Source organism: Polynucleobacter acidiphobus (genome assembly GCF_003065385.1).
Classification (GTDB): Bacteria; Pseudomonadota; Gammaproteobacteria; order Burkholderiales; family Burkholderiaceae; genus Polynucleobacter; species Polynucleobacter acidiphobus.
Window position 1 is genome coordinate 552,685 of sequence record NZ_CP023277.1, and the last position, 19,494, is coordinate 572,178.

Annotated in this window: 14 protein-coding genes and 1 tRNA gene; 9 read left to right on the forward strand and 6 right to left on the reverse strand. The window is 48.6% G+C overall.

Going from position 1 to position 19,494, the window contains the following annotated elements; translation table 11 throughout:
• Positions 1-4: 4 nt before the first annotated feature.
• A tRNA-Met gene (locus tag AOC32_RS02970) sits at positions 5-81 on the reverse strand.
• A gap of 207 nt (positions 82-288) precedes the next feature.
• Between AOC32_RS02970 and AOC32_RS02975 the strand changes: the two genes are divergently transcribed.
• From AOC32_RS02975 to radA, 3 genes are read left to right on the forward strand one after another with little or no spacing between them, the layout of a single operon-like run.
• Positions 289-2,133 carry a potassium transporter Kup gene (locus AOC32_RS02975; RefSeq protein ID WP_234409828.1) on the forward strand — a complete coding sequence of 615 codons (1,845 nt, stop codon included), beginning with the start codon at positions 289-291 and terminating at the stop codon, positions 2,131-2,133.
• Positions 2,133-2,627, forward strand: coding sequence for a hypothetical protein (locus tag AOC32_RS02980; RefSeq protein WP_108508064.1), 495 nt, complete (start codon positions 2,133-2,135; stop codon positions 2,625-2,627). The genes AOC32_RS02975 and AOC32_RS02980 overlap by 1 nt, the downstream gene beginning before the upstream one ends.
• Before the next feature lies 1 nt (position 2,628).
• Entirely contained in the window at positions 2,629-3,990 is a 1,362-nt protein-coding gene (radA, locus tag AOC32_RS02985) for a DNA repair protein RadA (protein ID WP_108508065.1), read from the forward strand.
• Between the two features lie 6 nt (positions 3,991-3,996).
• Here radA and prmB read toward each other — a convergent pair whose 3' ends face one another.
• From prmB to dapD, 3 genes are all read right to left on the reverse strand, one after another.
• Positions 3,997-4,866: a 50S ribosomal protein L3 N(5)-glutamine methyltransferase gene (gene prmB / locus AOC32_RS02990; protein WP_199908541.1), complete on the reverse strand. Its 870-nt coding sequence runs from the start codon at positions 4,864-4,866 to the stop codon at positions 3,997-3,999.
• Between the two features lie 61 nt (positions 4,867-4,927).
• Positions 4,928-6,076, reverse strand: a complete 1,149-nt coding sequence (dapE, locus tag AOC32_RS02995; RefSeq protein ID WP_108508067.1) for a succinyl-diaminopimelate desuccinylase — start codon at positions 6,074-6,076, stop codon at positions 4,928-4,930.
• Positions 6,077-6,079: 3 nt separating this feature from the next.
• Positions 6,080-6,907, reverse strand: a complete 828-nt coding sequence (gene dapD, locus AOC32_RS03000) for a 2,3,4,5-tetrahydropyridine-2,6-dicarboxylate N-succinyltransferase (RefSeq protein WP_108508068.1) — start codon at positions 6,905-6,907, stop codon at positions 6,080-6,082.
• Positions 6,908-7,086: 179 nt separating this feature from the next.
• Between dapD and smc the strand changes: the two genes are divergently transcribed.
• The 4 genes from smc to AOC32_RS03020 all read left to right on the forward strand — a co-directional run bounded on the left by smc (position 7,087) and on the right by AOC32_RS03020 (position 14,278).
• On the forward strand, positions 7,087-10,602 hold the full coding sequence (smc, locus tag AOC32_RS03005; protein WP_108508069.1) for a chromosome segregation protein SMC: 3,516 nt from the start codon (positions 7,087-7,089) through the stop codon (positions 10,600-10,602).
• On the forward strand, positions 10,602-11,624 hold the full coding sequence (locus AOC32_RS03010) for a cell division protein ZipA C-terminal FtsZ-binding domain-containing protein (protein WP_108508070.1): 1,023 nt from the start codon (positions 10,602-10,604) through the stop codon (positions 11,622-11,624). Before smc ends, AOC32_RS03010 begins: the two co-directional genes overlap by 1 nt.
• A 9-nt stretch (positions 11,625-11,633) precedes the next feature.
• Positions 11,634-13,658 (forward strand): NAD-dependent DNA ligase LigA, encoded by a 2,025-nt coding sequence (gene ligA, locus AOC32_RS03015; RefSeq protein ID WP_234409791.1) that lies wholly within the window; start codon positions 11,634-11,636, stop codon positions 13,656-13,658.
• Between the two features lie 68 nt (positions 13,659-13,726).
• On the forward strand, positions 13,727-14,278 hold the full coding sequence (locus AOC32_RS03020) for an NUDIX hydrolase (protein ID WP_234409792.1): 552 nt from the start codon (positions 13,727-13,729) through the stop codon (positions 14,276-14,278).
• On the opposite strand, the gene AOC32_RS03025 is transcribed toward AOC32_RS03020, so the two are convergent.
• Positions 14,239-16,812, reverse strand: a complete 2,574-nt coding sequence (locus AOC32_RS03025; RefSeq protein ID WP_108508072.1) for a [protein-PII] uridylyltransferase — start codon at positions 16,810-16,812, stop codon at positions 14,239-14,241. The two genes, AOC32_RS03020 and AOC32_RS03025, sit on opposite strands and share 40 nt — an antisense overlap.
• Before the next feature lie 26 nt (positions 16,813-16,838).
• Positions 16,839-17,675 (reverse strand): type I methionyl aminopeptidase, encoded by an 837-nt coding sequence (gene map, locus AOC32_RS03030; protein WP_108508073.1) that lies wholly within the window; start codon positions 17,673-17,675, stop codon positions 16,839-16,841.
• A gap of 185 nt (positions 17,676-17,860) precedes the next feature.
• On the opposite strand from map, the gene rpsB reads away from it, so the two are divergent.
• The gene (rpsB, locus tag AOC32_RS03035; protein WP_108508074.1) at positions 17,861-18,610 is read left to right on the forward strand and encodes a 30S ribosomal protein S2; all 750 of its coding nucleotides are present in this window, start codon (positions 17,861-17,863) and stop codon (positions 18,608-18,610) included.
• Entirely contained in the window at positions 18,610-19,491 is an 882-nt protein-coding gene (gene tsf, locus AOC32_RS03040) for a translation elongation factor Ts (protein ID WP_108508075.1), read from the forward strand. The genes rpsB and tsf overlap by 1 nt, the downstream gene beginning before the upstream one ends.
• Positions 19,492-19,494 lie beyond the last annotated feature (3 nt).

The window sequence follows — 19,494 nt, forward strand, 5'->3', positions numbered from 1 at the left end:
AGATTGGTTGCGGGGATAGGATTTGAACCTATGACCTTCGGGTTATGAGCCCGACGAGCTGCCAGACTGCTCCACCCCGCGCCTGAGCCTTAGATTCTACCATTTTTTACTTTCACCTGTCGAGCTTTTCCCTGTTTTAAGTGATTTAAAGGGCGTATCATAGCCACAAGATCATTTTTACCCAATTGTTGAATGACGATTAGTAAGCCTGAGTACTCCAATTCATCTCTATTAGAGCCGGTTGAGATTCCTAATAGTGGTGAGCATCAGAAGAAGAGTTTGCCAATCATGATGCTTGCGGCAATGGGCATTGTCTTCGGGGATATTGGCACTAGCCCGTTGTACGCTCTCAAAGAATGTTTTAGCCCAGAACATGGCATTGCGTTCTCGAACGAAGCCCTATTTGGTGTGATCTCGATGATGATCTGGGCTCTTCTAATTGTGGTGACCTTCAAGTATGTCTTCATAGTGATGCGCGCTGACAACAAAGGCGAGGGCGGGATTCTATCTTTAATGGCACTTGCTTTGCGATCCATGAAGAGTGATTCGAAGCAATATTTCTTGGTGATGGTGCTCGGGATGCTGGGTGCTTGTATGTTGTTAGGTGAGTCTGTGATTACCCCAGCAATTTCTGTGCTTTCTGCTGTTGAGGGTATCGCAATCGCAACCCCCAACTTGGCAGATGCAGTAATCCCAATCTCGTTACTAATTTTGGTTTGTCTATTTTTAATCCAGAAATATGGCACTGCCGCTGTGGGGCAATTCTTTGGGCCCATCACTTTAGTTTGGTTTTTGGTCTTGGCTGGTTTGGGTGTGATGAATATTACCAAGTCGCCCGACATTATTTATGCGTTTAATCCCCTCTATGCCATCAACTTTATCTCCGATCATCCGGTTACGGCTTACATTGTTCTAGGTGCTGTTGTGTTGGTAGTAACCGGTGTTGAGGCGCTATATCTTGATATGGGGCACTTTGGAAAAAATCCTGTACGTCTTACATGGCTAACAATTGCTTTGCCTTGCTTGCTCCTTAACTATCTGGGTCAAGGTGCTCTGCTGTTATCAAATCCGAATGCCATATCAAACCCATTTTATCTCATGGTTCCGGAGTGGGCTTTGTGGCCTATCGTCGGTCTGGCAACGGCGGCAACCGTGATTGCATCTCAGGCGGTCATCTCTGGTGCCTATTCCATGGTGAATCAAGGAATTCTGCTGGGCTTCATTCCCCGTATGAATATTTTGCATACCTCAGACTCTGAGCGCGGTCAGATTTACATACCAGCTGTAAATTGGGCGCTTCTAATCATGGTGATCGTCACCGTATTGGAGTTTAGGGAGTCTGTCAGCTTGGCAGCGGCATACGGACTATCCGTTACCTCCACGATGCTGGTGACCACAATTTTGCTAAGCATTGTGATGCGTCGTGAGTGGCATATTAATCCGATCATTATTTTGTGCATGATCGTGATCTTTTTGATGATTGATATTGGCTTTTGGACCGCTACCTTGATCAAGATTAAGGATGGTGGCTGGTATCCCATCACACTCGCTCTGGTGATGTTCACCTGCTCGCTGACTTGGTATCGCGGACGCAAACTCTTGCGCGATAAGTTGATTGTTGAATCCATTCCGCTTGAGGGATTCATTAAGAATCTGTTGGCTCATCCACCGCATCGAGTCGAGGGCACCGCTATTTTTCTGACGCCGCATATCGATTTTGTACCGGCGGCAATGCTGCATAACTTAAAGCATAACCATGTGATGCATGAGCGAGTCTTCTTCTTAAAACTGAGTACCTGGGATGTGCCTTTTGTACGCGATGAGGATCGCTTATCTTTGAAAGACCTTGGTGGAAATGTGTATGTGGTGCGCAGTGTGCATGGCTTTAAAGAAACGCCCGATATTAATAAAGTACTTGAATTAATTACCAAACAGTATGGGCTGCCATTTGATCTGATGGATACCACCTTCTTCCTCGCGCGTGATGCAATTACCCCATCCAAATCACCAGGCATGGCGGTATGGCGTGAGCGCCTCTTTGCCTGGATGATGCAAAACGCTGCCAAGCCATCGGATTTTTACAACATTCCCGCTAATCGCTTAGTCGAGCTAGGCGCCAAGGTTGAGATCTGATGAAGCATATCAAGCTATCTTTAGCTTTCGCCATTCTTTATGGATTGACGATTGCTCCAGTCAATGCATCGACAAGTGACGAGCTGGAGCTTGAAAAGCTTAATCAAATCGAGGCTCAACTAACTTTGCAGCGGGAATGGGTTGAATATCGTTGGAAGAAAGCGAGTGCAGAGTGCTATGACAAGTTCTTTGTCAACTCCTGCCTTAGTGATGCGCGTGCAAAGTATCGGCGTGAAATTGATCCGATTCGGGCGCAAGAGGTTTTGCTTAATGAAAACCAGCGCATCATTAAAGAGCGAATTAAGACTGAGCGCGATGCCCGCCGGGCTGCTGAACGAGCCGACCCAAAGCGTGCACAAGAGCGTGCTGAGAATGAGAAAGCGTTTTTACAAAAGCAAAAAGATGCAGCTGCACGTGCTGCAGACCTAGAGGAGCGTCGCAAGGATGCCCCACGACGTGCTCAAGAAAATAAATCTGGCGTTAAATTAGACTGAGATGGCGAAGACCAAAACCCTCTATGTTTGCCAGGCGTGTGGAGGTAGTTCTCCTAAATGGCAGGGGCAATGTCCTGCGTGCGATGCTTGGAACACGCTTGAAGAGTCTTTGGCCGAGACCACTAACCACCGTTTTCAAGGACTTGCGAAATCAATCCCTCGACAAAAATTAGTGAGCATTGAAGCTCAGGATTCGCCACGTTTGCCCACAGGAATTACAGAGCTCGATCGCGTCCTGGGTGGGGGATTAGTCGCGGGCGGCGTAGTCTTACTCGGCGGTGATCCTGGGATTGGTAAGTCCACCTTATTATTGCAAGCCTTAGCTGAGCTGAGTATGCAAGGGATTGATGTTTTATATAGCTCCGGAGAGGAGTCTGCCGCTCAAATTGCATTGCGTGCTCAGCGAATTTCCCTCAATGCGCCTCAACTTGAAATCTTGGCAGAGATTCAGTTAGAAAAGTTATTGCTATCGGTTGAGGCTGCTCAACCACAGGTATTGGTAGTTGACTCCATCCAGACGTTGTATTCCGAGGCATTTACATCCGCACCTGGATCGGTTGCACAAGTTCGTGAGTGCGCCGCTCAGTTAACGCGTCTCGCAAAGTCAAGTGGCATCTGTGTTTTATTAGTTGGTCACGTGACCAAGGATGGTCATCTAGCTGGTCCACGCGTACTTGAACATATTGTCGATACGGTTTTGTATTTCGAGGGCGATACGCATTCGTCATTTCGCTTGGTCCGCTCGATTAAAAACCGCTTTGGCGCGGTCAACGAGCTCGGCGTCTTTGCGATGACCGAGAAAGGTCTTAAGGGTGTCAACAATCCCTCCGCTCTTTTTCTATCGCAACATCCGCAAACGGTGCCTGGCTCCTGTGTATTGGTAACGCAAGAGGGGAGTCGGCCGCTATTGGTTGAGATTCAGGCATTGGTTGATACGGCCCATATTCCCAATCCTAGACGCCTAGCAGTCGGTTTGGAACAGGCGCGTTTGGCTATGCTGTTAGCTGTTTTGCACCGTCATGCTGGAATTGCTTGCTTTGATCAAGATGTCTTCCTCAACGCAGTGGGTGGGGTCAAGATTACCGAGCCTGCCGCTGACCTTGCTGTTCTCCTTGCAATTACCTCCTCAATCCGCAATCGTGCTTTGCCAAAACATTTGGTGGTATTCGGTGAAGTTGGTTTGGCTGGGGAAATTCGCCCATGTCCGCGAGGTCAGGAGAGACTCAAGGAAGCAGCTAAATTAGGCTTTAAGATCGCGATTATTCCAAAGACTAATTTGCCAAAATCAAAAATTGCTGATTTACAAATGATTGCAGTCGAGCGAATTGATGAGGCGATTGCTGCCGTAAACGACCTGTTCTAGGAAGTGCTAGCGGCGTAAATCCTCTGCCTCAATCAAGCATACCTGCCGATCACCCGCCGATACCTCCAACCAGATTGGGGAAAGATACCCAAAGGCTTTTTGGAAATGTTCATACTCATTACCGATCTCAAGTACTAATGCACCACGTTCATGGAGGTATTCGCCGGCGGAGTGAATGATCTGACGAATCAGATCCATGCCATCTGATCCACCAGCAAGTGCTTCGCGTGGCTCAGCACGGTACTCTGGCGGAAGGACTTGCATCGATAGTTCATTCACATAAGGTGGATTGCAAACAATTAGATCAAATCGTAAATCCTGTTGGGCAATCGGTTCCCATAGGTCGCCATGCAGTAATTCAATGCGATCGCTTAAGTGATGGCGATCGAGATTGCGAGCAGCCAGAGCCAGAGCTGGCAAAGAGAGATCGCTCGCCACAACTTGCAAGTCCGGATAGTGAAGGGCCATGAGAACTGCCAGTGAACCATTGCCGGTGCATAAATCAAGCACCTTGCCATCCGCGGGTAACCAAGACTCAAGTGATTCATGAGCGATTAGCTCGGCGATGAATGAGCGCGGGATGATGCTTTGCGGAGTGCAGTCAAACGGCACCCCCATCAACCAAGCCTCGCCCAAAAGGTAGGCGAGAGGTTGACGTGACTCAATCCGTTTTTGAGCCACCGCGAAAGCCTTTTGGCTAAGTTCTCCAGAAATCATCGAGTCTAAATGCTCAAGAGTTTCTGAGGGCGATTGCTCTAATTGCTTGCTAACAATCCACAATGCCTCGGCCTCTGCATTGCTCGCACCATGTCCGTAATGAAGATCGGCTGATTCCAAAAGACTCTGAATACGTTGACAACACGCATCAATTGTCATCACGGACAAATTAGTTGATATGGGAATGGGGTCCATGCGAATAGGATAACCCAGCAAATCCTTAGGCAATTAGCTTTTCGAGTGCGCGACGATAGATATTCTTTAGAGGCTCAATCGAGTTGAGCGCCACGCGTTCATCAATCTTGTGACTAGTTGCGTTCACAGGTCCAAACTCAATCAGCTGCGAGCAAATTTTGGCAATGAACCGACCATCGCTGGTACCGCCGGTAGTTGAGAGTTCCGTTTGAACCTGGGTTTCGGCCAAAATGGCCTCACGCATAGCGCCAGCTAATTCGCCATCGCCAGTTAAAAACGGTTCGCCACCTAAGGTCCAGTCGATGCTGAACTGAAGCTTGGCGTCTCGCAAGATCGATTCAACCCCGGCTTTTAACTGCTCTGGTGTACTCTCGGTTGAGAATCGGAAATTAAAGTCAATCACTAACTCGCCCGGAATGATATTGTTTGCACCGGTACCTGCATGAATATTTGAGATCTGAAAACTGGTCGGTTGAAAGTATTGATTGCCGCGATCCCACTCTTTGGCAACCAATGCTGCTAGCGCTGGAGCGATCTCATGAATTGGATTGCGACCTAAATGAGGGTAAGCAATATGCGCCTGAATCCCTTTGACTTTTAATTTTCCTGAAAGCGATCCACGTCGCCCATTTTTGATCATGTCACCGAGGTGCTCTACGGAAGTGGGCTCACCAATGATGCAGTAATCCAGTTTCTGACCCCGCTTTTTAAGGAGGTCGCATACGATCACGGTGCCATCATGGGCAGGACCCTCCTCATCACTGGTGATTAAAAAGGCAATCGACCCAGAGTGTTTGGGGTACTTTTTTACAAATTCTTCGCTTGCCACCACAAAACCGGCAAGGGAGGTTTTCATATCCGCCGCGCCACGACCGTACAAAAACTGATCGCGTTCGGTAGGGGCAAAGGGGTCATTGGTCCACTGCTCGAGTGGTCCGGTTGGAACAACATCCGTATGCCCAGCAAAAGCCAGTACCTTACCTTGAGGGTCTAACCCTCGTTTGATCGCCCAAAGATTGGTGACCGAGAAGTGTTCGGGCCCGCTGACGATGGTTTCGACCTCAAAGCCAATTGCTGCTAAGCGCTTCGCAATCAGTTCTTGGCATCCGCCATCTGCAGGAGTAACCGAGCGACACGCAATTAGCTCTTTGGTAAGCGAAAGGGCCGAGGTCATCAATTAGTCACGCAGGAGTTCGTTAATCGCCGTCTTCGCCCGAGTTTGAGCGTCCACTTTTTTCACAATCACTGCGGCATACAAACTGTATTTGCCATTACTCGCTGGAATCGATCCTGGAACTACGACGGATCCTGCAGGGACACGACCATAATGAACCTCACCGGTTTCGCGGTCATAAATTTTGGTGCTCTGGCCAATATAGACGCCCATCGAGAGAACGCTGTTTTCTTCAATCACCACTCCTTCAACCACCTCAGAGCGAGCACCAATAAAGCAGTTGTCTTCGATGATGACAGGGCCCGCTTGAATCGGCTCTAGAACACCGCCAATGCCAACGCCGCCAGAGAGATGTACGTTTTTACCAATTTGTGCACACGATCCAACCGTGGCCCAGGTATCGACCATCGTACCTTCGTCCACGTAGGCGCCAATATTCACATAGGAGGGCATGAGCACAACGTTTTTGCCAATGAATGAGCCGCGACGCGCAAAAGCCGGTGGCACCACCCGAAATCCACCCTTTGCAAAGTCTTCGGGTGAGTAATTTGCAAATTTGCTGGGCACCTTGTCGTAAAACTGGGTAAACCCACCGGCAGACATCGGTTGATTGTCCTCAAGGCGAAACGAAAGCAAAACCGCTTTTTTGACCCACTGATTGACGTCCCATTGACCGATGGCCCGTTTCTGAGCAACCCGGATTGAGCCATTGTTAAGACCCTCTAAAACAGTGCTAACCGCTTGTTTAATCTCGGCCGGTGCTGAGCTCGGAGATAGATTGCCACGGTTTTCCCAGGCTTGATCAATGGTGTTTTGTAGGGCTTGCGTCATAAGGTGTGGATAACTATAGGATTGATAAGGATTTTTAGAAAAAACTCAATTTTGAATGCTTAGTAATCATTATATTGGGGCTTGCACGGAAGGGTTAAATGGTCCTGGGATTGTTATCATCATGGATTAGAACGTTTGGACCATTAATCCCCTAATTTGCCTCACTAAGAAGAACATCCGTGCAACTGAAATCAATCAAATTATCTGGCTTTAAATCTTTTGTTGACCCAACCCATTTTGAGCTACCTGGCCAGTTAATTGGTGTGGTTGGTCCCAATGGTTGCGGCAAGTCGAACATCATTGATGCGGTTCGTTGGGTACTCGGAGAGTCACGGGCAAGTGAGTTGCGCGGTGAGTCGATGCAGGACGTCATCTTTAATGGCTCTGGTTTACGTAAGCCATCTGGTCGCGCCAGTGTGGAGCTCATTTTTGATAATGCTGATGGTCGTGCGCAGGGTCAGTGGTCTAGTTTTGCTGAGCTCTCGGTTAAGCGTGTCTTGACCCGCGACGGTAACTCGAGCTATTACATTAATAATCAAGTGGTGCGTCGCAAAGACGTGCAAGACATTTTTCTGGGAACCGGTCTTGGTCCACGTGCTTATGCCATTATTGGTCAGGGCACGATTTCTCGTATTTTGGAGTCCAAGCCTGAGGAGCTGCGGGTGTTTTTGGAGGAGGCTGCTGGCGTCTCAAAATACAAGGAGCGTCGCAAAGAAACTGCTGCCCGTTTAGAAGACACCCAAGAGAACCTGGTCCGCGTACAGGACATTTTGCGGGAGCTTGAGCAGCAGCTAGCCCGCTTGGAAGCGCAGGCGGAGGTGGCTAGCCGCCATAACGAACTGCTGACGCAAATGAAATCCCAGCAGCAACTGCTCTGGTTTGTAAAGCAAACGGAGTCGGGTAAGGAACAAGAGAAACACGCCAACTCGATTCGTGAAACCCAGGTCAAATTAGAAGAGGAAACTGCAAAGCTGCGTCACGCAGAGTCTGAGCTAGAAACGATGCGTACACAGCAGTATGCACTGCAAGATGTGGTGTCAAAAGCACAGGGCGATTTGTACGAGACCAATGCGGAAATTAGTCAAGTTGAAGCCGAGATTAAATACGTTCATGAATCACGCCAACGCCTTCAAGAGCAAGTCGCTGATTTGCAAGCCCAGCTTGATCGCTGGACCACGCAAGAGAAAGAGGCCGCTCAAGCTCAGCGTCAGGCCGAGCAGGAGTTTCGGTCTGCGAGTGAGAACGAAACAAAACTACAAGCAGAGTTTCAGGCACTTCAATCACAAGCACCTTCTTACGATGAGCGTTTCCAATCGGCAACCCAGGCACTCGATGCGGCGCGCGCTTCATTAGCGAGCCTTGAGCAGCGACTTGTTAGTTTGCAAGAACGGATTCATGCTGGTGAAGCCCAGTTTGAAGACGCCACCTCACGGTCGACTCGTTTACAGGATGAGTTGGCGACGATGCGTAAACCAGATGAAGAAGCCCTGCAAATGGCTACAGATCGTCACATCATGGCTTTGCGTAAAGCGGAAGAGGCAAAAGCGAAGGCTCTTCAAAACCAAGAGCACGTGCCTGTCACTGACGCCAAGCGTCAGGCCGCATTGGATCAGATTCAAAAAGCCAATCAGGATGTGCAGCAAAGCGAGGCCAAACTCAGCGCCCTTACTGCTTTACAGGCTAGCGTTCAAGCACAAGGCAAGATTGGCCCCTGGTTAGAAAGCAAAGGTTTAAAAGAGAGCAAACGCTTATGGCAAGAGCTCAAAGTTGAAAAGGGATGGGAGCCTGCTCTCGAATCAGTATTGCGCGAACGTTTAGCAGCATTAACTGGTAAAAGTTTGAATGAGACTCTAAGCCTTGCTAAAGAAGCACCGCCAAGCCGCCTGGCCATTCTCTTGACTGATGATTTGGAGTCGGGGGAGATGAAGGCTCCATCCGGATTTGTGCCATTCATCTCACGTGTACAGGCATCCGGTGTCATCGCCAATGTTTTGCAAGAGTGGTTGAGTAATATTTATATTGCCGATACCTTGGAGGATGCGTTACGGCGACGCACACAACTCACCCGTGGCGCCGCTTTAGTCACCGCAGAGGGGCATTTAGTGACACGCGCTGGAGTTCAGTTGTATGCACCGGATTCTGAGCAGGCGGGGATGTTGGCTCGCGCACAGGAGATGGCGAGTCTTGAGAAGCAACTTAAGGCACAGCAGTTGATTCAGAGTGAGTTGCAAAGTGAGCTCGAGCAAGCCAATGCAAACTATCAAGCTGCACTTGCTGCCGCCGATCAATCTCGAGTTGCAGCTGAACAAGCAGTTCAAGAAGCACATGCCTTTGAAGTTGAAAAAATGCAGCTGGTGCAAGCCAAAGAGCAGTACAGCACTCGGGCCGCACAAATCGATTCTGAGTTATCGGAAATCAATCAACAGTTGAGGGGTATTTCAGAGGCGAAGACTCAAACCGAAGGGCAGCTGCATGATGCGAATGCTCAAAAAGTGGATCTGGAGTCCCAGCTCACGACTACTCAGAATGGTTTAGAGCAAGCCAGTGCCGCGCGCGAACAATTGCGCCTTGCCTTGCGTCAAGCAGAAATGACCGCCCAAGAAGCTGCATTTAATAGTCGTTCCTTGCAACAACGCATTAACGACCTGCAGCGTGATCAAAGTACCGCTAGAACCCAAATTATGGAGCTTCAAGACCGCTTTGATGCGAATCAAAACGAGCTAAAGACCTTAAGTGATGAGGCGGCACAAAATAAATTACAAAGCTTGTTGGTCACCCGTTCTGAGCGCGAGGCTTCCTTAGCGAAGGCAAGAACAGAGCAAGAGGCGATGCAGCACCAGCTACGCCAGGCCGATGAGGCACGTTTAATGCTTGAGCAAACCCTGCAGCCAATGCGCGAGCGGGTGGTTGATCTGCAGTTGCGAGAGCAGGCAGCTCGCTTAAGTTATGAGCAGTTCACAACTCTATTGAATGACGATGAGGCGGATTACCAAGCACTTGCTGAGCGCTACAGCCCTGATCTGCGTGCAAGCAGTCTGCAGGGGGAGGTCACGCGTCTTAATAATGAGATTCAATCATTGGGACCGGTCAATATGGCGGCCCTTGATGAACTATCGAGTAGCCGTGAGCGCAAGTCATTCTTAGATGCACAATCAGCCGATTTAAATGAAGCCATCCAGACATTGACGGATGCGATTGCGAAGATTGATGCAGAGACGCGTGATCTATTGCAAGGCACGTTTGATCAGGTAAATACCCATTTTGGGCGATTATTCCCTGAGCTCTTTGGTGGCGGTCATGCGCAGTTAGTCATGACCGGTGAAGAGATCTTGGATGCGGGTGTCCAGGTGATGGCACAACCGCCTGGTAAGAAAAACAGCACGATTCATTTGCTCTCCGGAGGGGAGAAGGCTCTAACGGCCATTGCTCTGGTCTTCTCCTTATTCTTGCTAAATCCCGCACCGTTCTGTTTGCTCGATGAGGTGGATGCACCACTTGATGATGCGAATACGATGCGATATTCTGATATGGTCGCAAGGATGTCGGATAAAACCCAATTTGTCTTTATTTCACACAATAAGATCACCATGGAAATTGCTAGCCAGTTAATTGGCGTCACGATGCAGGAACAAGGCGTATCGCGGATTGTTGCTGTTGATATTGCATCGGCTGTTTCGATGGTGGAGGCGGCTTAATGCCGCTTGACCAGTTCGCATCTCAATTGGGTTTGTCTGAGCTTCAACTGGCCCTTGGAGCGGTTGGGGTTCTTTTCTTAGTTTGGGTGGTAATCTATAACGTTCGTAATGCTCGAGCAAAATCCAAAGCAGGTGAAGAGCGTATTGAGCCAAGTTCCAATGCCGCCATTGACGAGCCAAGCGAGTCCCCCTCTGTTACTGTTGATACAGCAAACCAATTTCCGACACCTCAAACGATCGATCCCCGGATTGATTGCGTGATTACTTTGCGTTTTAACCAAGCCATTTCTGGAGTGGAAATCTTAGATGCTCTCAAATCTTGGAGCGATCTTTCAGTTGCATGGATGGCTGATGGGCTACATGTAACCGGCGCAAATGAGGGTGTTTGGGAGACCCTTGAGGCAGATCATTCATATCTTGAGATTCAGCTTGCGGTTCAACTTGCCAGTCGACGGGGCCCCATTGGAGTTCTTGAGTTGTCGGACTTCTGTTCCCGCGTTCAGGCATTGGCTGAGTCCTTAGATGCTCAAATTGATATGCCGGCTGTAAATATGATGCTTGACAGCGCAAAAGAATTGGATGCCCTTGCTGCACAAAGCGATATCTTGTTGGGAATGAACATTGTCTTTGATCAGCAAACATGGTCTTGGCCTCAAATTGAGTCAGCTTTTACCCAAAGAGGCTACCGCATCAGCCCACAGGGTTACGCCTTTGAATATGCAGTGGATGGTAAGCCGGTATTTCGGACCGGGACATTTGATCGGCAGGCACCGATTGGACAAATCACCTTCTTATTGGAAGTACCTGTCGTTGCACAGCATTTGCGGCCTTTTGAGCTCATGCTCAATGAGGCTGCCGATGTGGCGCAGGCCTTGCAAGGACGCTTAGTTGATGACAATGGGGTTCACTTGACCGAGAACTCGGTGTATGTGATTCGCCAGCAACTTGACTCTCTTTATGCTCAGCTCGACAAAGCAGGCATCCCAGCAGGGTCAAGCACGGCACTCCGTTTATTCTCTTAGGGCTGGATCTTGAGTCAAGGTAGATCCTCGGCCGCGGATCGTTATCACTATTTACAGCAAGAACTTGCTCGTCTTGAGCATGCGTATTACGTCTTAGACCAGCCCTTAGTTCCCGATGCTGAGTACGACCGTTTATATCGCGAGTTATTGGATCTTGAGGTGCAGCACCCCGACTGGGTGACCCCCGACTCTTTATCGCAGCGGGTGGGAGGTACTCCCCTTAAAGAATTTATGGAGATCAAGCACTCGGTCCCGATGCTCTCCTTAAACAATGCCTTTGAAGAGTCTGAACTCATTGGGTTTGATCGACGCTGTCGTGAGGGCTTGGGTTTAGATCGTGTGGAGTACGCATGTGAACTGAAGTTTGATGGATTGGCAATCTCATTGCGCTACGAGAACGGCGTTTTGGTCCAGGCAGCAACCCGCGGCGACGGGGCGAGTGGCGAGGATGTGACGAGTAATATCCGAACGATTCGGGCAATCCCTTTGCGTTTGCTGGGGCCCAATCTTCCAAAGGTGATCGAAGTTCGTGGCGAAGTATTTATGCATCGAGCGGATTTTGAGAAGATGAACAAAATGGCTGCAGCCAATGGTGAGAAGGAATTTGCCAATCCTAGAAATGCGGCTGCAGGAAGTTTGCGTCAGCTGGATTCAAAGATCACTGCAAAACGCCCCTTAAGCTTCTTTGCCTATGGTCTAGGTGCTTTAGAGCCAAGTCAATGGCTACCCTTAACCCATAGTGAGTTGCTCAATCAGTACGAGGTGCTTGGTTTACCTGTTTGCCGAGAGCGCACGGTAGTCGATTCGCTCGAGGGCTTAATGACGTTCTACACTGAAATTGCTGCCAAGCGTCAACAGTTGCCGTATGAGATTGATGGCGTGGTTTATAAGGTGAACTCCTTTGCCGAGCAAACGCAACTGGGGTATGTATCGCGTGCACCACGCTTTGCCATCGCGCATAAATATCCTGCCCAAGAAGAAATCACCACGGTCCTTGGAATTGATGTGCAAGTAGGCAGAACCGGAGCGATTACCCCTGTGGCTCGCTTAGCACCTATTTTGGTAGGTGGCGTCACCGTAACCAATGCCACCTTGCATAATGAGGATGAAGTACGACGTAAAGATGTCCGAATCGGTGACACGGTGGTCGTTCGTCGCGCGGGGGATGTGATCCCAGAAGTAGTGTCGGTCGTTTTGGATCGTAGACCAGCTGATGCACAGATCTTTCTCATGCCAACCCGCTGCCCGGTGTGTGAGTCGCACATTGAGCGCTTATCGGATGAAGCAGTTGCCCGCTGTAGCGGCGGCCTATTTTGTGCCGCACAGCGCAAGCAAGCACTATTGCATTTTGCACAGCGCCGTGCGATGGATATTGAAGGCTTGGGTGACAAAATTGTGGATCAATTAGTTGATCTCAATTTGGTTCGAACTCCAGCAGATCTCTATCGCTTGGGATTTACTGCTTTAGTCAACATGGAGCGTATGGGGGAAAAGTCTGCGGATAACCTCTTGCAATCCATTGCTCAATCCAAGAAAACCACCTTAGCACGGTTTATCTTTGGATTAGGAATTCGTCATGTGGGAGAAAGTACTGCCAAGGATCTGGCGAAGCACTTTGGAGGCATCCATGCCTTAATGGATGCCCAAATGGATGAATTACTCATGGTCAATGATGTTGGACCGGTGGTCGCTGATTCAATCATGAGCTTTATGTCAGAACCCCATAACCGCGAGGTGATTGAGCAACTGCTGGCATCTGGAATTGAGTTTCAAAAGGAGGAGAGAACAACTACCGTTGATCTAAGTGGTAAGACCTTTGTTCTGACCGGAACACTACCAACACTCTCTCGAGACCAAGCAAAAGAATTACTAGAAGCAGCCGGAGCCAAAGTGGCAGGCTCAGTCTCTCAAAAAACCTCATTCGTCGTTGCTGGCTCAGAAGCGGGAAGTAAGCTTGAGAAAGCGACAGAGCTTGGTATACCCATCTTGGATGAGGGAGCATTGCTCTCAATGCTCAATGTAGGAAAAAACTGACAACAAAATCAGTTTGGTATTTAGGGCTCTGAGTCTTATTCTTTTGGTTTCTCAATTGACCAATAAATATGAATTCAGCCCATTTACTTACAAAGTACTTTGTCACCAATCCTGTTGAGTTACTTCGTCAAATCAATCAATTAATTTTGATCAACTCAAAGTTGATGTGGAACAATAAGTTCCAAATTCACGGCCACATCACCGCCAGTGGACTTGTTATCAAGAACGACAAGGTTCTTCTAATTCGACATCCATTTATTGGTAAGTATTTTCAGCCCGGAGGCCATATTGATGAGAATGAGACACCTCTAGAAGCTGCCATTCGTGAGGTATACGAGGAAACTGGTTGGAAATGTAGCCCATATCGTGCGCATCAACAGATTTTGGATATCGATATCCATTTAATTCCTGAAAATAAGAAAAAGCTTGAGGCTGCCCATTGGCACATTGATCTGTGCTATCAGCTGAATCCGACAGAGCAAACTCCTGCAAGCGAGAGCCTATCTGCCACATGGGTCGAGATCAGTCGTGTTGAATCCCCAAGAGTTCAAAGGGCATTTAAAAAAGCCATGCGTCTTGATCAGGCCGCTAACACTTCCAATAACTCAGTCTCGAGCTGAATTTGTAGTTTCGGATTCTTACTAAGATTGCGACCATCAAGCAGCATGATGTCTTCCACACGCTCGCCCAGTGTATTAATTCGGGCAGTATGAAGCGAGATTTGGTGCTTAACAAGCGCTTTGGCTACTGCGTATAAAAGTCCTGAGCGATCTGATGCGGATAGGCTCAAGGCAAAGTACTGATTGCGTTCATCTGGTTGCAAACTAACTCGCGCTTGGATTGGAAAGCTCTTCGATTGTCGGGATAGGCGTCCCATATTGGGTTCAGGTAGAGGTGCGGATTTTTTGATGGACTCCGCAAGCTCATACTCAACTAGCTGAATCAAGTCGCGATAGCTGCCACCTTCATCAACCAAATGACTGCCAGATATTTGGAAGGTATCCAAGGCATAGCCATGCTTTGTCGTATGTATTCGTGCATCCCAAATGGAAAAATGATGGCGCTCAAAATAGGCGCAGATGCGGGCGAATAAATCCAATTGGTCTTTGACATAAACCGCGACTTGCAAACCTTCGCCTGCTTGAGAGAGTCGGGCGCGGACAATGGGCTCATCCGTATGCACATGTGAAAAGAGATGTCGAGTAAGCCACGCAATATCGCTTGCTTCTTGGCGCAAGAAAAATGCCACATCTAACTGCTGCCATAAAGCTTGTGGCGCATCGTCATCAATTCCTGCCAGACGCAGTTGGGTTAGCGCTTCTTCTTTATGCTGAATCAACTCAGACGATGGATCGGGTTTGGCGCCCCCCAGGACCCGAAGGGTTGCTCGATAGAGGTCTTCCAGTAACTTGCCTTTCCAGGCATTCCAGACTTTAGGGCTAGTACCCCGAATATCCGCAACGGTTAGTAAATAGAGTGCGGTTAAATGACGCTCATCACGCATGCGTTTTGCAAAGGCAGTAATGACCGCGGGATCCGTAATATCTTGCTTTTGAGCAATTTGGCTCATCGTTAGATGTTCGGCAACTAACCAAACCAATAGTTCGGTTTCATCAGGGGCTAAGCCATGATCTTTGGCAAAAGTACGCGCATCGCGTTTTCCCAGCTCGGAGTGATCACCACCACGCCCTTTGGCAATGTCATGGAAGAGAGCAGCCAAGACAATAATCCAGTTTTTATCAAAGCTTGCGATCAGGTTGCTGCAGAAGGGAAACTCATGCGTATGCTCAAGGATCATGAAACGTCGCACATTACGTAAGACCATCAAGATGTGTTGATCAACGGTGTACACATGAAATAAATCATGTTGCATTTGACCGACGATGCGACGGAAGGATGGCAAGTAACGCCCTAGAACGCTGGTTTGGTTCATGAGGCGAAAGGCGGTGGTTACCCCATCTGGTAGTTTGAGTAATTCCATGAACACAACACGATTACGTGGATCTTTACGCCACGAGGCATTCATGAGCTGCCGTGCGTTATAGAGCGCCCGAAAGACACTGGCTGATAGACCATTGATCGCGGGGTTTTGGGCAAATACCAAAAACGTCCGCAAAATTTGCTCGGGGTGTTTTTGGTATAGCTGAGGATCGACAATATCTAATAAACCTTGGCGCTCGATAAACATCGTGTTATCGGGACCTGAGATGGGATAGGTTGTACGGGATTCATTAGGAAATAAGATTGCTTCGATATTTTGGAGCAGAATCGTATTGAGTTGACTCACGGCCTTGGCCGCCCAGTAATAACGACGCATCAGCTCTTCGCTGGCCAGTCGGCCAGATTCTTGATCAATCCCGATTTGCTTAGCTAAACCTGCTTGAAGATCAAATACCAGAACGTCCTGACGGCGTTTGGCAAGCAAATGCAAATTCGCTCGAATGTTTTGCAGTAACTTCTGATTGCGATTGAGCTCTTTCAGCTCACGCTCCGTGATTAACCCTTTTTTGAATAAATCAGCAAAGCTATTACCAAGGGTTGCAGCTTTACTAACCCAAAGGATGATTTGCAAATCACGCAATCCCCCTGGACTCTCTTTGCAATTGGGCTCAAGCGCATAGGGCGTTTCCTGAAACTTATAGTGGCGCTGCTGTTGTTCGAGTAACTTCGCCTGGAAGAATGCTTTGGGATCCATTGCCTCATCAAGGCTGCGCTTGAATAATTTAAATAAACCACGATGACCGCCTAAGAGGCGCGCCTCTAAAACCGAGGTACGCACGGTGATATCTTGTTGGGCCTCTGATAAACACTCGGACAGCGTGCGAACCGCGGAGCCGATTTCTAGACCCGAGTCCCAACACAGCGCAATAAAGGATTCTAGGTTGGACTGTAGTTGGGGATCCTCGCTGCGCGCATCATCAAGCAAAATTAAGATATCAATATCTGAATGAGGAAATAATTCAGAGCGACCATAGCCACCAACGGCTAGTAAGGCAGCATCTGTACTGAGATTGCAGCGATTCCATAAATCCAGCAACTGCTGATCGGTTGCTTGGGTTAAACGCTGCATTAATTTGCCAACATTCTGGTGGACTAAAAAATCAGAACACGCCAAGCTCCGTGCATCTTTGAGTGGATGGGATTCCGAACTCATGAGCGCGTTTTAAAGATGAGGAGAATCTAAGCAGCTATTACGCTGGGTCGATAGATTAGATTGCCAACACAAGTGGGCGCCTTGGGCGTATCTGCAGACCAGGTTAAAACCTCAACGCCATGGTGAGTGACCAAAACGGTGTGTTCCCATTGGGCTGAAAGACTACGATCTTTTGTTTTCACGGTCCACTGATCGGGCATGGTTCGGATCTCGCGTCGACCAGCATTAATCATGGGTTCAATCGTGAAGGTCATCCCTTCTTCTAATACTTCCCCAGTCCCTGGTTTTCCATAATGAAGAATTTGAGGATCTTGATGGAATACTTTACCAATACCATGGCCGCAGTACTCGCGCACTACCGAGTAGCCAGCCTGCTCGGCATGCGACTGAATCGCAAAGCCAATATCTCCTAAACGCGCTCCAGGTTTTACCTGGGCGATGCCAAGCCACATGCATTCAAACGTGATTTGGTTCAGTCTGGCGGCCAAGATCGAGATGTCGCCAACTGCAAACATCCGGCTGGTGTCGCCATAGTAGCCGGCTTGGGTAATGACTGTGATATCGAGATTAACCACATCCCCATTTTTAAGCACCTTGTCACCTGGAATGCCATGGCAAATGACATCATTGACCGAGGTGCAGATTGATGCCGGAAAAGGGGGGTAGCCTGGAGGTTGATAATTTAATGGGGCGGGAATAGTCTTTTGCACATCACGCATATACGCATGACAAAGACGGTCTAGTTCCCCAGTACTTACACCGGGTTTGACAAAGGGGCCAATGTAATCGAGAACCTCGCTCGCAAGGCGGCCAGCTTCTCGCATCCCTTGTAGATCTTTTTCATCAGTAAATACGCTGTGCATAGTGCATATTATGGCCGAATCTGGTCGATTTCGAGTAACTGCTAAATCACTAGTGGATTGATATTTAAGGTATAATTCGCAAATCGGTCTCATGGTGAGACTGAAATCCCAGATCAAGCCATCCAGGGTGGCGCTTTTGAGCGCAGTCAGGACTTGATCTTAGAACCAACCCTTAGGAGATTGTAATGTCAGTGACAATGCGTGAAATGCTGGAAGCTGGGTGCCATTTTGGCCACCAAACGCGCTTCTGGTCCCCCAATATGGCCCCCTACATTTTTGGCCATCGTAACAAAATTCATATTATTAATTTAGAGAAGACCCTGCCCATGTTTCAGGATGCCCTGAAATTTGTGCGACAGGTAGCTGCTAACCGCGGCACGATTCTCTTTGTTGGTACGAAGCGCCAGTCTCGGGAAATTATTGCCCAAGAGGCAACCCGTGCTGGTATGCCTTACGTAGATAGCCGTTGGCTTGGAGGCACTCTGACCAATTTCAAAACGGTTAAAGGTTCGATCAAGCGCTTAAAAGATATGGCTGCCGCAAAAGAGGCGGGCGATTGGGAGAAGCTCTCGAAAAAAGATGCCCTCACCAACGAGCGTGAGTTTGATAAGTTGCAAAAATCACTTGGTGGTATTCAAGACCTTAACGGTGTACCTGACGCTATTTTTGTCGTGGACGTGGGTTATCACAAAATTGCAATTACCGAAGCCAATAAACTGGGTATTCCCGTGATTGCTGTGGTCGATACCAATCACTCGCCAGAGGGCGTTGATTACATTATTCCGGGTAACGATGATTCGAGTAAAGCGGTCATTCTTTATGTTCGCGGTATTGCAGATGCCATCCTAGAAGGTAAGGCAAATGCGGTACAGCAGGTCCTCGAGTCTGTTAAAGAGGGCGAAGAAGAGTTTGTTGAAGAAGGGAAGGAAGACTGATGCCCGCGATTACCGCAGCAATGGTTGGCGAACTCCGCGCCAAAACCGATGCTCCCATGATGGAGTGCAAAAAAGCATTAACGGAAGCCGATGGTGATTTAGTTAAAGCCGAAGAGATTCTGCGTGTGAAGTTGGGAAGCAAGGCTAGTAAAGCTGCATCACGCATTGCCGCAGAGGGTGTGATTGTTTCCTATATTGATGGAACAACCGGTGCTTTATTGGAAGTGAACTGCGAGACGGATTTCGTATCGAAAAACGATGACTTCTTAGCATTTAGCAATGGCTGCGCCAAACTCGTTGCTGAGAAAAATCCCGCAGATGTCACCGCCTTGGCTGCTTTAGAGCTCAATGGCAAGCCTGTCGAGGCAGTGCGTACTGAGTTGATCGGTAAGATCGGTGAGAACATGAACCCCCGTCGTTTTAAGCGTTTTGCTGGTGGCGGGCAATTGGTTTCTTATCTCCATGGCAACCGAATTGGTGTGATGGTGGAGTACGAGGGTGATGCAACAGCGGCTAAAGATGTCGCTATGCACATTGCTGCAATGAAGCCCGTTTCTTTATCGACTGCAGATGTTCCCGCAGAAAATATTGCAACCGAGCGTAAGATTGCTGAGCAAAAGGCTTTGGAGTCTGGCAAGCCAGCTGATATTGCTGCCAAAATGGTTGAGGGTTCGGTTCAAAAGTATTTGAAGGAAGTCTCTTTGCTAAATCAAGCCTTTGTAAAGAACGACAAACAAACCGTTGAGCAAATGCTAAAAGCAGCTAATACGACCATTAAATCCTTCACTCTGTATGTTGTTGGTGAGGGCATTGAAAAGCGTCAAGACGATTTTGCTGCAGAAGTTGCTGCCCAAGTTGCTGCTGCAAAGGCAACTGCCTAAGGT